12 protein-coding genes are annotated in these 12,797 nt (G+C 61.1%); 2 read left to right on the top strand and 10 right to left on the bottom strand.

Annotation, left to right across the window (positions count from 1 at the left end; genetic code table 11):
• The first annotated feature begins 22 nt into the window (after window positions 1–22).
• Window positions 23–1,765 (top strand): bifunctional protein-serine/threonine kinase/phosphatase, encoded by a 1,743-nt coding sequence (locus tag B0B52_RS14070; protein WP_077594283.1) that lies wholly within the window; start codon window positions 23–25, stop codon window positions 1,763–1,765.
• 30 nt (window positions 1,766–1,795) lie between these two features.
• On the opposite strand, the gene B0B52_RS14065 is transcribed toward B0B52_RS14070, so the two are convergent.
• The 3 genes from B0B52_RS14065 to B0B52_RS14055 all read right to left on the bottom strand — a co-directional run bounded on the left by B0B52_RS14065 (window position 1,796) and on the right by B0B52_RS14055 (window position 4,459).
• Window positions 1,796–2,158 (bottom strand): STAS/SEC14 domain-containing protein, encoded by a 363-nt coding sequence (locus tag B0B52_RS14065; protein WP_077594282.1) that lies wholly within the window; start codon window positions 2,156–2,158, stop codon window positions 1,796–1,798.
• A gap of 296 nt (window positions 2,159–2,454) precedes the next feature.
• Window positions 2,455–2,922: an EVE domain-containing protein gene (locus B0B52_RS14060; RefSeq protein ID WP_077594281.1), complete on the bottom strand. Its 468-nt coding sequence runs from the start codon at window positions 2,920–2,922 to the stop codon at window positions 2,455–2,457.
• A 76-nt stretch (window positions 2,923–2,998) separates the two neighbouring features.
• Window positions 2,999–4,459, bottom strand: a complete 1,461-nt coding sequence (locus tag B0B52_RS14055; RefSeq protein WP_077594536.1) for an RNB domain-containing ribonuclease — start codon at window positions 4,457–4,459, stop codon at window positions 2,999–3,001.
• A gap of 128 nt (window positions 4,460–4,587) precedes the next feature.
• Between B0B52_RS14055 and B0B52_RS14050 the strand changes: the two genes are divergently transcribed.
• Window positions 4,588–5,175, top strand: a complete 588-nt coding sequence (locus B0B52_RS14050) for a DUF1080 domain-containing protein (RefSeq protein WP_077594280.1) — start codon at window positions 4,588–4,590, stop codon at window positions 5,173–5,175.
• A 138-nt stretch (window positions 5,176–5,313) separates the two neighbouring features.
• Here the strand turns inward: B0B52_RS14050 and B0B52_RS14045 are convergent, their stop codons facing one another.
• The 7 genes from B0B52_RS14045 to upp all read right to left on the bottom strand — a co-directional run bounded on the left by B0B52_RS14045 (window position 5,314) and on the right by upp (window position 12,778).
• Complete coding sequence (locus B0B52_RS14045; RefSeq protein ID WP_139351944.1) at window positions 5,314–7,143, bottom strand: hypothetical protein; 1,830 nt, start codon at window positions 7,141–7,143, stop codon at window positions 5,314–5,316.
• A 335-nt stretch (window positions 7,144–7,478) separates the two neighbouring features.
• Entirely contained in the window at window positions 7,479–8,771 is a 1,293-nt protein-coding gene (locus B0B52_RS14040; protein ID WP_077594278.1) for an amidohydrolase family protein, read from the bottom strand.
• The gene (locus B0B52_RS14035) at window positions 8,758–9,426 is read right to left on the bottom strand and encodes a hypothetical protein (RefSeq protein ID WP_077594277.1); all 669 of its coding nucleotides are present in this window, start codon (window positions 9,424–9,426) and stop codon (window positions 8,758–8,760) included. The genes B0B52_RS14040 and B0B52_RS14035 overlap by 14 nt, the downstream gene beginning before the upstream one ends.
• Window positions 9,416–9,700 (bottom strand): GNAT family N-acetyltransferase, encoded by a 285-nt coding sequence (locus B0B52_RS22705; protein WP_254425710.1) that lies wholly within the window; start codon window positions 9,698–9,700, stop codon window positions 9,416–9,418. The genes B0B52_RS14035 and B0B52_RS22705 overlap by 11 nt, the downstream gene beginning before the upstream one ends.
• Before the next feature lie 71 nt (window positions 9,701–9,771).
• Complete coding sequence (locus B0B52_RS14025) at window positions 9,772–10,893, bottom strand: HupE/UreJ family protein (protein WP_371327401.1); 1,122 nt, start codon at window positions 10,891–10,893, stop codon at window positions 9,772–9,774.
• An 8-nt stretch (window positions 10,894–10,901) separates the two neighbouring features.
• Window positions 10,902–12,077: a hypothetical protein gene (locus B0B52_RS14020; protein WP_077594275.1), complete on the bottom strand. Its 1,176-nt coding sequence runs from the start codon at window positions 12,075–12,077 to the stop codon at window positions 10,902–10,904.
• A 59-nt stretch (window positions 12,078–12,136) separates the two neighbouring features.
• Window positions 12,137–12,778 (bottom strand): uracil phosphoribosyltransferase, encoded by a 642-nt coding sequence (upp, locus tag B0B52_RS14015; protein ID WP_077594274.1) that lies wholly within the window; start codon window positions 12,776–12,778, stop codon window positions 12,137–12,139.
• Window positions 12,779–12,797: the final 19 nt, after the last annotated feature.

Below are 12,797 nucleotides of genomic sequence, written 5' to 3'. Positions count from 1 at the left end.
GGGGGCTTTTTCGGTACCCCACATGTCCAGTGAACTGAAGATATCGGCAGGTCAGTATTCGGACAAGGGCCGCAAGGAAACCAATCAGGATTTCCACGGTATCTACGTACCGAAAGAGCCGCAGCTGAGTGCCAAGGGCATTGCCATTGCGCTGGCCGACGGCATCAGCAGCAGCGCCGTCAGCGACGTGGCCAGCCAGTACGCCGTCACCGGTTTCCTCGAAGACTACTACTGCACCTCGGAAGCATGGTCGGTCAAGACTTCGGCCGAGCGGATTTTGAGCGCCACCAACTCCTGGCTGCACGCGCAAACGCAGAAAAGCCAGTACCGCTACGACAAAGACAAAGGCTATGTGTGCACCCTGAGCGCCATGGTCATCAAGTCGACCACCGCGCATATTTTTCATGTCGGTGATTCACGTATTTACCGCCTGCGCGGCAAGTCGCTGGAGCAACTCACCACTGACCACCGCGTGTGGATTTCCCAGGGCCAAAGCTACCTGGGCCGTGCGCTGGGCGTCAAGCCGCAGCTTGAAATTGACTACCAGACCCAGCAAGTGGAGCAGGGAGACATTTTTCTGCTGGCAACTGACGGTGTGTACGAGCACGTCAGCGAGCACGACATGGCCGGCATCATCCACATCTGCGCCAACGAGCCGGAAGGGCTGGATATTGCCGCCAAATCCATCGTCGAAAAAGCCCTCCAACAGGGCAGCGCCGACAACCTCACGGCACAGGTCGTGCGTGTCGACGAGCTGCCCCGCGGGCAGACCAGCGAGATGGTGCAGCAGTTGTCAGGCCTGCCGCTTCCGCCCATCCTCGAAGCCAGAACGGAATTTGACGGTTACACCATCGTCCGCGAAGTGCACGGCAGCAGCCGCAGCCATATTTACCTGGCCACCGACAACGACACAGGCGCGCTTGTCATCCTCAAAACACCGTCGATAGACCTGGGCGGCGACCCGGCCTACCTTGAGAGGTTTCTGACCGAAGAGTGGATCGCAAGGCGCATCAACAGCGCGCATGTGCTGAAGCCTTACGTGCCGACCCGAAAGCGCCACTTTGTGTATGTGGCCACCGAATACATCGACGGGCAAACGCTGAGCCAGTGGATGAATGACAACCCCCGCCCCGGCCCGGAAGCCGTGCGCGGGGTGGTGGAGCAAATCGCCAAAGGCCTGCTCGCGTTTCACCGGCTGGAGATGCTGCACCAGGACCTGCGGCCCGAGAACGTCATGATCGACAAGACCGGCACGGCCAAGATCATTGACTTCGGCTCAACCCGCGTGGCCAGCTTCATGGAAGCAGACACGTCCGGCGGACGTGACGATATTCTGGGCACGGCCCAGTATTCCGCGCCGGAGTATTTTTTGGGCGAGGGCGGCACCACACGCTCAGATATCTTCTCGCTCGGGGTCATCACCTACCAGATGCTGACGGGCAAGCTTCCCTACGGCGCCGAGGTCGCGAAATGCCGAACCCGCGCCGCACAAAGCAAACTGCGCTACGACTCCGTGCTGTACGACGACCAGGGCATACCCGCGTGGATAGACGGCGTGCTCCGCAAAGCCGTTCACCCCGACCCCGTCAAGCGTTATGGCGAGCTGTCGGAATTTTTATACGACCTGCGCCACCCCAACCAGACCTTTCTGGACAAGACCCGGCCGGCTTTGCTGGAGCGCAACCCGGTGGGCTTTTGGCGGGGTGTTTCCCTGATCCTGGCGGTGGTCATCGTGGTGCTGGTGGCGCTGAAGTCCGCCACCTGACAAGGCGATGTACCTCGCTTGCTCAGGACGTCATTCAGGCGGAGTGAGCCACTTGATGGCCTCATCTTCGCTGGTGAACACCATCAGGTTGACACCGGCTTTTTGTGCCGTCTTTTCGCTGGTGTGCGTGATGCGGTCGGCCGGCACGACGGACGCCACCTGGCGGAGGTGTTGCAGGTGGCGGCCCACCGCCTCACCCACAGCCTGGTGTTCGGCGTAGGACTTCAGGGTACGCACGCCGCGCAAATCACACAGCGCGCGGCCACTGAGCCAGCCGCGGGACTGCCCGGCGAGCGCTTCCACAAAATGCAAAAACTCTTCAAGGGATGGGGCACCTTCTACGCGAACGACTGCGTACGCCTCTCGCTGCTCGACGCTGAAATCAATGCCCATGCCGCAGGATAACCCTTGCGCAGAAAAAAAATGACTGGTGAATGGGTGGGGTTGACTCTGCTCGAATGTGCGCTGGCAAGCAAAATGTCTTCGGGTCTGCAGGCCGAACAACGAAATTCGCTATGTTTTAAATAGCGAACTATCCAGAAGGGACAAGGGGAAAAGGCCGATTCGGCTTAGCACGTCACGCCGGCGGACTGCAGGAACTCCTGCAGCGCGGGAAAACCCAGCGGCTTGGTGAGATGGGCGTCGAAGCCCGCGGCCGTGGCCATGCTGTTTTTGAGGTGATCCCAGGCTCAAGACTTGCCGAGCAGCCTGGATATTTCCCGCCAGTGTTTCGGCTCCACCGGGGTGATGGACAAGCGGTTGCCCTTGCGCAGAATCACCATGTCTTCCAGCGCCGGGTTGGCGCGCAGCTCCGGCAAGGTCAGGTTGCGCGTCTTCTTCAGCACCTGCACATCCACCAGCAGCCAGCGCGGCTCTTCAGGCTTTGACTTGGGATCGTGGTAGTGCGACTTGGGGTCAAACTGCGTCGGGTCGGGGTAGGGCGCTGACGCCACCTGCGCCAGGCCGACGATGCCCGGCTCCGCGCAACTCGAGTGGTAGAAAAGCACGCCATCACCGACCCGCATGCCGTCGCGCATGAAGTTGCGTGCCTGGTAGTTGCGCACGCCGACCCAGGGCACCGTCGATTTCTTCGCCGCGAGCGCGTCGTCGACTGAGCATTCTTCGGGTTCGGATTTCATGAGCCAGTAACTTGTCATGGGGCTGCTTTGGTGCCTGAGGTTGCGACGGAACAAAGCTTAGCTGATCGACGGGGCCAAGAAAAGTCGATCCGGCTCAAACCCGCTCAAAGTCGATGAAGCTCTTTTCAGTATCAACCGCGAGCAGCTTGACGCGCGTCGTGTCGCCTACGTCCAGCCCTTCAAAACCCCGCATGACACGGCCTTCCAGCAAAGGGCTGCTGATGCGCACAAACGTGCCCTTGGGTGCCGCGCCCGTCACGATGGCGTTGAATACATCGCCGATGCGCCCTTGCAGCAACCAGGCGCCGGCCGCCTTGAGAACCTGGCGCTCAACCTTGCTGGCGTTGTCTTCCTGCAGCGTGCAATGCCTGGCAATCTCCGTCAGCTGTTCGGCGGAGTAGGGTGAGGCTTCACCGGCCAGAGCCGCCTTCAGCAGCCGCTGCGTGATCAGGTCGGGAAAGCGGCGATTGGGCGCGGTCGAGTGGGCGTAGTCATTGACGGCCAGCCCGAAGTGGCCCAATCCGTTTGCTCCATTTCCCCCCGATGGCGCAGCGGCGTACTCACCCGAGCCCAGCATTTTCACCACCGCCAGCGACAGGTCGGCAAAGCCCGCAGGGTCGGCCGCGCGCCGCGCACTCAGGAAGCCGTCCAGCGCCAGCGCATCGGACAGGGCGGGCAGCTCCACGCTGTGGCTTGCAGCCAGCGCAACAATGCGGTCCCAGCGGCGCGGTGACTGCAGAAACCGGCGTATCGACGGAAAACCCTTGTCCACCAGAAAGCGCGCCGTCGCGCCATTGGTGGCAATCATCAGGTCGGCAATCAAATCCTTGGCCCGGTTTTTCTCGTCAGGACGCAGGTCGATCAGCTGACCCTTCTTGAACACTGGGCGGGCGGCGATGGTATTGACATTGAGCGCACCGCGCGACTGGCGCCATTGCCGCAGCTTGCCGGCCAGTGCGTCATGCAGACGCACCTGCGCTTCCAGGCCGGGCACGCTGGCCACCTGTGGCGGGGCCGGCGCCGCGCCGTCCAGCCAGGCCGAAACCGCGTCGTAAGTGAGCTTCGCGCGGTTAAGCACCAAAGCGCGGTAGATGTCTGAGCCAGACACCGTGCCATCTGCGGCCACCTGCATGTCCACCACCACGGCCAGCCGCTCCTGGCTTTCGTGCAGTGAGGTGAGGTTTGTAGACAGCACCTCGGGCAGCATGGGGAAAATGCCTGCCGCTGTGTACACCGAGGTCGTGTTGGTACCCGCATGGTCATCCACCGCCCCGCCGGGCCGCACCATGCAATCAACATCGGCCACCGCCACAAGCAGCCGCGCGGCACCCGCAGCCAACGGCTCGGCCACGCTCAGCTGGTCCAGGTCGCGCGTGTCGTCGTTGTCAATCGAGAACCAGGTCAGTTGTCGCAGGTCGCGGATGTCTCCGTTGCGTTCGGGGCCGGTCTGGCGCGCGGCTTCGGCTTCCCGCAAGGCCTGCGGAGAGAACGCGGGCAACAGGCCGCGGGAGCGCATGGCCTCGACGGCAATTTGGTGAAGATGGGTGGAGTCCATGGCGTGTGAACAGTGAATTGCCTCAATGTACCCGTTGAAGACTTCCGTTTGGCGAGCGGCGCGCCAGGCGCTCATTTGACCTGCATCGCCCTGGGGGTTATAAATCGCCCACACAACAGGAGACCACCATGGGATTGATGAAATTTGCGGGCGCTGCGGCGCTGTCAACGGTTTTGCTCGGCTGCGCTATGCCCATGGGCGGTAGTTGGACCGCCCTGGTGGACGGGGAGCGTGGCCTGGAAAACTTCAATCTGGTGGGCGTTGCCAACTGGTCGGGTACTGACGGTGCTATTCAGGCAACGGCAGGCGGCGCCAGACCGGCTTACCTGGTGTCCAAACAGTCCTACACAGATTTCACGATGCGTGTGGAGTTCTGGTCCAGCGACGACGTCAACAGCGGCGTCTTTGTGCGCTGCGCCAACCCGGCCGAGATCACTGACGAGAACTGCTACGAAGCCAACATCTTCGACCAGCGGCCCGACCCGACCTATGGCACCGGCGCCATCGTGAAGGTGGCCAAGGTGTCACCCATGCCCAAGGCGGGCGGCAAGTGGAATGTCTACGAGATCACTGCCAAAGGCCCGCGCCTGACGCTGGTGCTGAATGGCGTGAAAACAGTGGACGTGGAAGACCGCAAACTCACCAGCGGGCCCGTGGCGCTGCAATGGGGGCGTGGGATCATCAAGTTCCGCAAAGTGGACATTCGTCCGATCTAGTATCCGCAGTCGCAGGACTGGGCCACGCTCAGCTGGTCCAGATCGCGGATGTTTCCATCGCGTTCGGGGCCGGCCTGGCGCGCGGCATCAAAACACTGTACGAATCAGGAAAAACCATGCCGACCGAAGAGGCTCGGTCTATCTCGTGGGACTCGAGATACGAACAAAATCAAAAGTATGCGTGCCGTCCGGGTACCCGGTACTTTCGATGTGCAAATTGTTTCCGCTGCATTGGTATGTTGAGCCTCCGAGCAGAGGGCCTACACCAGCAACGGCGAGCAATAGAGGCTCTTTTTTGGTAACGGGCAGGGTGACACCGTCTTCACCCCGCGAATTCGGGACGTGCGGCCTTCTCATATAGGTCGAGGTATTGACAGTGCCCTCTGGTCGTCGAGAAGGGTTCTGGAACGCAATCATGAGACTGCCCACACCCGTACCCCAGAAAATGGGAGATGAATCCTTCAGGGCGGTTTCGACGAGGCTTGTCCCCGACTCAGGGCGATGTTGGCTTCGGTAGACGAGATTTTCATGAACATAGCGTCCGGTGCCCAAGCTTGTAGGCGTCGCATCCGGATTGAATATCAGGTACAGCCTGCCACTGACGATGGTGTGGGATTCAACGCTTCGGTGTGCGCGCCTTCTGAGGTTCTCTAGAAGCGACGGCTCGGTCATCCGCCATTCACCGACCACGCAATTGCAATTTGTGTCCCTGTCAGGAATCGAGACCCGCATCACCCCTGCCGTGTCGCTCGATGACGTGCTGCGGACCTCACGGAATTGCGCTTCGGATTCGCAGGCTAAAACAGTTGCCGGCGGGTCTGACCAGCCTGTGCCCGCCGATGCAGCCCATTTGATGCGCGCATCCGCCGGTCGGCCTTCGAAGCTCACGTTATAGGCGCGTCCAGGCGCAAAAATTATCGGGCGCCGCTCAACGACGTAGTTTGTCGTTGGCAAGGGAAACTCCCCTGCATCTGAAATCCTCAAGGGCTCACCTTGCTGAGGATTCGACGGGATCAGCCTTCCTCCTGGCAGTTGGATGTTTCTGTCAAGGTAGGCCCTCGAGAACTCAGACCATTCGTCGCTGGTAACAACACGCCGTAGCGCTTCCAACTGCTCCTGGCGGGGCGAGGGCCTAGAAGGCATTTGGGCTATGAACGCTGGAATCGCGCTGTGTCCCCGCGTCTGTCCCCACCAGGCAAAAAACACGGCGGTGTCATAACTCATCATTTCGTAGAGAGATGTACGCACACTTGACTGATCGAACGGCAACAAGCTGGGGTCGTATTCCGCCGCCCCAGGCCTGGACAAGTATGCAAAGTAGTGGGCCGTCCCCTCGATCCACCACCACCCGGCATTTGCCAGACCTCTTCCCGTATCTCTGCCCGCACGTAGTCCTGCAGCCATTTGCCCTTCCCAAAGGCGATATTGCATGCAGTGAAATAGCTCGTGGGAGAGGGCGAAAAAAAAGGCCTCAGGCGAGGTGGCTCTAGCGCCCTTGAAGAAAGCGATTTGACATTCGCGCTCTACAATTTTTCGCGCAGGGGAATAAGCACCGTATTGGGCATCCAATGTCATGGTATGGCCGTATTCATCATCAACCACCGGAGGGGTATCGGTGAGCAGCACGCTCACATTTCCGAGGGAGACAGTTCCCATTTTCTCCATCGCAGCCCCCACACTTCTGGCGAGCTCGTGAAATTCCGTCATGAGCGCTTCATGATCTCTGCTCGCAGATCCACGCAATTTCAAGACACGCATTTTTGTGGTTCGGCCATTTGCGGTGATAGTTGTCGTGCCTACGTCGTCGCATGAACTCGCGCCCAGCCGTCGATCAAAGACCTGCATGTACGCAGCGTCCGCACAACGGCCAAAGCCAGGCAAAAGAGCTTCATCAGCCAAAGCAGTTTCAGCGCCAAACGGGAGCGATGACAACAAAATGACTCTTAAAACAAGTGAAGGTAGACGCATCGAATTTCCTTGTCTGGTTCTGCGGTTCACGAGGCCCCGGTTTTTTGCTTGGGACCGACCAGGGCGCTCGCGAGAAACTGCCCGGCAGCCCAGGCTTTGAAACGGGAACATGCCATCATCAAGGCCACCCTCGATGTTTCTTGATTAGCTCGGGAATTCGTCGGTGTCGCTTGCCGCATGCAGGGCGTCGGCGGCGGCAAAGATGCGGTCTTTGATGTCTTGCGATAAAGCCATTTTGCCGACTCGTTGGGAATTGGTAGGAATAGTAGCGATTTACAGCAAGGAGCGACCTTCTTTTTGGCAACAGTTGGAAACTGGGTTGAGCCAACCGCAATTTATTTACTTGAGCCAGGCAAACAGAAACCCGTCTCACCTGGCCGCCCGTCTACTCGCAACCTTGCCACCACCTCCGGTGTCTCCGCTAGCAGCTTGCCATTCTTCCAAACCTTCAAGCGATTCGCCCGCAGCCGGATCGCCTCCACCGCATCCCGCGCCTGCAGCAGCACAAAGCTCGCATCACAGCCCTGCGCGATGCCGTAGCCTTCGAGGTGCATTACCTTGGCCGCATTGACCGTCACCGCGTCAAAGCACTGGCGAATGCCTTTCTGGCTCGTCATCTGCGCCACATGCAGGCCCATGTGCGCGACTTCGAGCATGTCGCCGCTGCCCATGCCGTACCAGGGGTCCATCACGCAGTCGTGGCCGAAGGCGACGTTGACACCGGCGGCCATCAGTTCGGGCACGCGGGTCATGCCGCGGCGTTTGGGGTAGGTGTCGTGGCGGCCTTGCAAGGTGATGTTGATCAGCGGGTTGGCGATGACGCTGACACCGCTTTCAGCAATCAGAGGTAGCAGCTTGCTCACGTAGTAGTTGTCCATGCTGTGCATGGAGGTGCAGTGGCTGCCGTTGACGCGGCCTTGCAGGCCCAAGCGCTGCGCCTCAAACGCCAGGGTTTCAATGTGGCGGCTCAGCGGGTCGTCGGATTCGTCGCAGTGCATGTCGACCAGCTTGCCGCGCTCGGCGGCGATTTCGCAGAGCAGCTTCACGCTGGCGGCGCCTTCGGCCATGGTGCGCTCGAAGTGCGGAATGCCGCCAACCACGTCCACGCCTTTGTCGAGCGCACGTTTGAGGTTCTCCACGCCGCCTTTGCTGCGCAGCACGCCGTCTTGCGGGAAGGCGACCAGCTGCAGGTCAATATAAGGCGCTACCTGTTTCTTCACTTCCAGCAGCGCGTCCACCGCCAGCAAGCTGGCATCACTCGTGTCCACATGGCTGCGAATAGCGAGCAGGCCTTTGGCCACGGCCCAGTCGCAGTAGGTGAGGGCGCGTTCAATCAGTGCGTCGGCGGTGAGCAGCGGCTTGAGTTCGCCCCACAGCGCGATGCCTTCGAGCAGGGTGCCACTTTCATTCACGCGCGGCAGGCCGTAGCTGAGGGTGGCGTCCATGTGGAAATGCGGGTCGACAAAGGGCGGGCTGAGCAGATAGCCCTGGCAATCGATTTCCTCCGGCGCGCTTGCGGGCAACGAGGGTTGGACGGCGATGATCTTTCCGTCCAATACCGCGACGTCCTGGGCTGTTCGGCCATCGGGGAAACTTGCATTGCGGAGAATCAGGTCAGGTTGGGTCATCGGTGACTCCGGTCAGCGAAGGTAGCTGGGACGTTAGGGCGGTTTTGAACGATTCAGACTGAATATATGCGCCCGCCTCTTGCCGCAACTGTTGCATGTTTTCTGCCCATCCGTTCAATCGGACCTGGGCTGCCTTGATCGTCGCATAGCATTTGTCCAGGTATTCAGAGGCTGCGTGGCAACCGTCGATGCTGAAAACATCAAATTGGTCCAAGAAGTGGTGAATTAGCTTGTTGCGTAGTTCTACCAACTGCTTCAGCTCCGCCACTATGAGTGCGCCATCCTCAGGGCTGAATTGGATACCGAGTCGCATACGAAAGCGGATCGAATCTGGCGACTCCTTCAGATCAGATTCTTCTTCGAAAGATGTTGTCCGAATAAACGAGTTTGATGCGACTGTGACAAGGTTACCCAAGGTCGCTAATCTAACTTTTTCAGCCCGTTTCTCCCTTTCCTCGTGCGCGGTATCAATCGTGCCCGTCTCTTCAGAGTGAACAATCAGCGCTTTCATCAGCTGCTCATACTGCTGGAGTTGCAGAATGGTGCGACCCAGCTTGCGCTGCACCTCACGTTGCGGTCCCGCTATCAGGTCATCCGACTTGATATCTTTGGTCACGGGCTCGCTCGGGTCTGAGCTTTCGATGCTATTCATCATCAGCGTTTTTCCTTGCGGTGTGCCGCAAGACTTCAGGGTCGGCCACCATGGCTGCAAAGGGCTCGCGGTCGGCGTCTTTCCACTGCCGCAATTGGATGCGCGGGCTGGCCAGCAGCTCTGGCGCGATGTCGTTGCTGGCTGTCCATTCAATGGCTTCGGCTTGCAGGCCGCCATTCAGGGCGTCCAGCAAGACCTGCCGCTCTGCCTGTTTGCGTGCGGTCCTTTCGTCAAGAAAAGCCGGGTCGGCTTCTTTGTCCTGTGAGCGCCTGCGCATCAACGTTCTCCCTTTCGATATGGCTTCATCAACGCCTGAGGATACGCCGCCTTGCGCCCTGGCCGCGCCTGCTACAGCTCAAACAGCCGCTGCACCAGCCACCAGGCGGCCAGCATGGCCACCAGCACCGAGCCGCCCTTGAGCACGCCCACCCGGTAAAAGCGGGTGCTCCGAAGCGAGAAGGCCAAGGGCAGGAAGACGGCAACAATGGCCAGCTGACCGATCTCGACGCCGACGTTGAAACCCACCAAGGCCAGCACCAGCGCGTCTTTGGGTAGGCCCAGGTCGGCCAGCACCGACGCAAAGCCGAAACCGTGGATCAGGCCGAAGACAAACGCCATGACCCAGCGCCGCGATTCACCGCCGCGCAGATTGCTCAGCGCCGCAACAATCACCGAAGCTGCAATCGCCGACTCAACCCAGCGCGAGGGCAGGGTGATGACTTCGAGCGCGGCCAGGCTCAGGGTGATGGAATGCGCAAGGGTGAAGGCGGTGACCACCTTGAGCACTTCCTTGACGGCACCGCCCAATTGCGGCGCGGGCTCCCACCGGCTCTCGCGCCGCACCAGCACCGCCGGCAGCAGCAGGGCCAGCAGAAAGAGGATGTGGTCGTAACCTATCCAGATGTGCCAGACGCCGTCGACCAGGTATTGCGCCAGCGTTTGCCACGCGCCGGCAGGCAGCAGCGCGAGGGATTGTTCGGCAGATTCGGTGCCGAAAATCAGCGCCTGACCGGTGGCACTGCCGGGGGCCACCCACTGCACCAGGCCGCGGTGCGTCGGGTCAACGTCAAAGAAAAGGGAGTAGCGCGCCTTCAGGCCGCCGGCCAGACTGGCGCAGCGCGCGTTCATCTGCAGCACCGCGTAGGTGCCGTCGCTGTGTTTGTCCAGCATCAAGGGCTGGGTGGCCGCCCAGGGGCAGGCTGCGCCGCCTGCGCTCAGTGCCAGGCGGCTGTTGGCCAGGCCGACGATGTCTGCCTCGCGCTGGCGCACTTCACCCCAGCTGAGCTCGCCGTTGCCGTCGCGGTCCAGCTGCAGCACGTAGTCGAGGTCGCGCAGCGCGATGTCCCAGCGCACGGCGATGTCGCCGTTGTCCTGTGCGGCGCGCAGGGTGAGGTAGCTGTCGCTGGGCTTGTGTGCCCAGGCGCTGGCGGACAGCAGCAGGGCCATGAGGCTGAATAGCCAGAACTTCAACCGGCCTCTCATCGTGCGGCACCCGGTGTGGACAGCGTGTCGAACAGGGTCTTCAAGTGCGGGTCTTCGTAGCGGCTGCTGCGCATCCAGCCGATGGCGGGCGCGGCTGCGCGGGGTTGTTTGGCGGCGATGGCGGCACGCATCAGGATTTCGGCGTCGCGCGGCTCTTTCTGGTCGTTGTAATTGCGGGTGGCGAGGTCCAGGGCTTTGGACGGGTTGCCTTCGATGTCGAGCTCAAAACGGGCGGCTTCCTGCTCGTGCAGACGGTCCCCGCGCAGCGCTGCTGCTGCGAAGCGATCGCGCAGCTGGCTGGCCCAACCATCAGCGCGACTGTCTTTGGCCGCACGGCCGGCCATGGCCAGCCGCAGCAGAAGAATGTCAGAGCGCTCCCAGGATTCGAGCAAGCGCATGACTTCGGCCGGGCGGTTTTGCTGCAGCAGGTAGTCGGCGTAGGCGCCCAGGAGGAACTGGTCGGTGACGCCCTGCTGCAGCGCTGCCTTGAAATGCGCCTCAGCCTGCGGGAAGCGCCCCAGGCGGACGGCCATTTCGGCCAGCCGTGTGTTCAGCCACAGCCTGAGTTCGGGTGACAGCGGCCCGGCCGCGGCCAGCCCGGCGGCAAGGCCGTCGTACGCCGCAGCCAGCTGCCCGGTGGCGGCCTCCACATAGGCTGAGCAGCCCTGTGCCTGCAGCGGTTGCACCAGCGGCGCCAGCCGTTTGCATTCAGCCAGGGCTTCTTCATAGTTGGCCTGCACCATGTGGATGGCGGAGCGCCAGGCCAGGGGTTCACTGGACTGCGGGTCCAGCGCGTGCGCCTTGGCCAGGCTGCGCAGCGCGCCTTCAAAGTTATGGCTGTATTGCTGGATCAACCCGTGTACCAGCCAGTAGCCGGCAAGATCGGGGGCGGAGCTTGCAAGCGGCGCAATGGCCGCGGACGCGTAACCCACATAACGCGGGTCACCCTGGGCCATGGCCAGGTCGAAATAGCGCCGGGCAATGTCTATGCGCAAAGCAACATCGTCTGGCCGCGCGGCCAGTTGCTTGCGCAGCGAGTCGACCCGCCCGATGGCCGGATCGCTGGCGCGAGCAGGAAGGCGTTCAACCACCTCGGCGTCGCTGGCGGGTGTGTAGGGCGCGGCCTGAACCGCCCCCAGACCCAGGAGCAGGGCCAGACCGAGAATTTTCATGAAAGGAGTCTGCTATTAAATAGGTAGCTGCTTGCGCCCGTGTTTATTGGGCAAACGGCCTATTTTGTGCCGAAGATGCGGTCGCCGGCGTCGCCCAGGCCAGGCAGGATGTAGCCATGGCTGTTGAGTTCGCGGTCGATGGCTGCGGTGTAGATGGGCACGTCGGGGTGAGCTTTTTGCAGCGCGGCAATGCCTTCGGGGCAGGTCAGCAGACAGACAAACTTGATGGATTTGGGGTTGAGCTCCTTGAGCCGCTCGACTGCCGCGATGGCCGAGTTGCCGGTGGCGAGCATCGGGTCAACCACGACGATGTCGCGCTCTTCCATGTCGTGTGGCATCTTGAAGTAGTACTCGACCGCCGTCAGGGTTTTGGGGTCACGGTACAGGCCGACATGGCCCACGCGCGCGCCGGGCACCACGCTGAGCATGCCTTCAAGAATGCCGTTGCCGGCGCGCAGGATGGAGACAAACACCAGCTTTTTGCCGTCGATGACTTTGGACGTGGTTTTTTCCAGCGGGGTTTCAATCTCGATGTCCTGCATGGGCATGTCGCGTGTGACTTCGTAGGCCATCAACATGCTGAGCTCGTTGAGCAGTGTGCGAAAGGTGTTGGTGGAGGCGTCCTTGCGGCGCATCAAGGTGAGCTTGTGCTGCACCAGCGGGTGGTCAATCAGGTGGACTTTGTTGGCGAGGATGGTCATGTGCTTGTGTGCCTTTTGT

It is taken from the genome of Polaromonas sp. A23, assembly GCF_002001015.1.
In the GTDB taxonomy this organism is placed as follows: domain Bacteria; phylum Pseudomonadota; class Gammaproteobacteria; order Burkholderiales; family Burkholderiaceae_C; genus Polaromonas.
This window is presented reverse-complemented; position numbering and strand designations above follow the sequence as displayed.

Excerpts from the sequence above, each read along its gene's own strand:
- B0B52_RS14045 (WP_139351944.1), bottom strand. The coding sequence starts at position 7,143 with ATGCGTCTACCTTCACTTGTTTTAAGAGTCATTTTGTTGTCATCGCTC.
- B0B52_RS14065 (WP_077594282.1), bottom strand. The coding sequence starts at position 2,158 with ATGGGCATTGATTTCAGCGTCGAGCAGCGAGAGGCGTACGCAGTCGTT.
- B0B52_RS14055 (WP_077594536.1), bottom strand. The coding sequence starts at position 4,459 with ATGGACTCCACCCATCTTCACCAAATTGCCGTCGAGGCCATGCGCTCC.
- B0B52_RS22705 (WP_254425710.1), bottom strand. The coding sequence starts at position 9,700 with ATGCGCAGGCGCTCACAGGACAAAGAAGCCGACCCGGCTTTTCTTGAC.
- B0B52_RS14020 (WP_077594275.1), bottom strand. The coding sequence starts at position 12,077 with ATGAAAATTCTCGGTCTGGCCCTGCTCCTGGGTCTGGGGGCGGTTCAG.
- B0B52_RS14070 (WP_077594283.1), top strand. The coding sequence starts at position 23 with ATGTCCAGTGAACTGAAGATATCGGCAGGTCAGTATTCGGACAAGGGC.
- upp (WP_077594274.1), bottom strand. The coding sequence starts at position 12,778 with ATGACCATCCTCGCCAACAAAGTCCACCTGATTGACCACCCGCTGGTG.
- B0B52_RS14035 (WP_077594277.1), bottom strand. The coding sequence starts at position 9,426 with ATGATGAATAGCATCGAAAGCTCAGACCCGAGCGAGCCCGTGACCAAA.
- B0B52_RS14040 (WP_077594278.1), bottom strand. The coding sequence starts at position 8,771 with ATGACCCAACCTGACCTGATTCTCCGCAATGCAAGTTTCCCCGATGGC.
- B0B52_RS14050 (WP_077594280.1), top strand. The coding sequence starts at position 4,588 with ATGGGATTGATGAAATTTGCGGGCGCTGCGGCGCTGTCAACGGTTTTG.
- B0B52_RS14060 (WP_077594281.1), bottom strand. The coding sequence starts at position 2,922 with ATGACAAGTTACTGGCTCATGAAATCCGAACCCGAAGAATGCTCAGTC.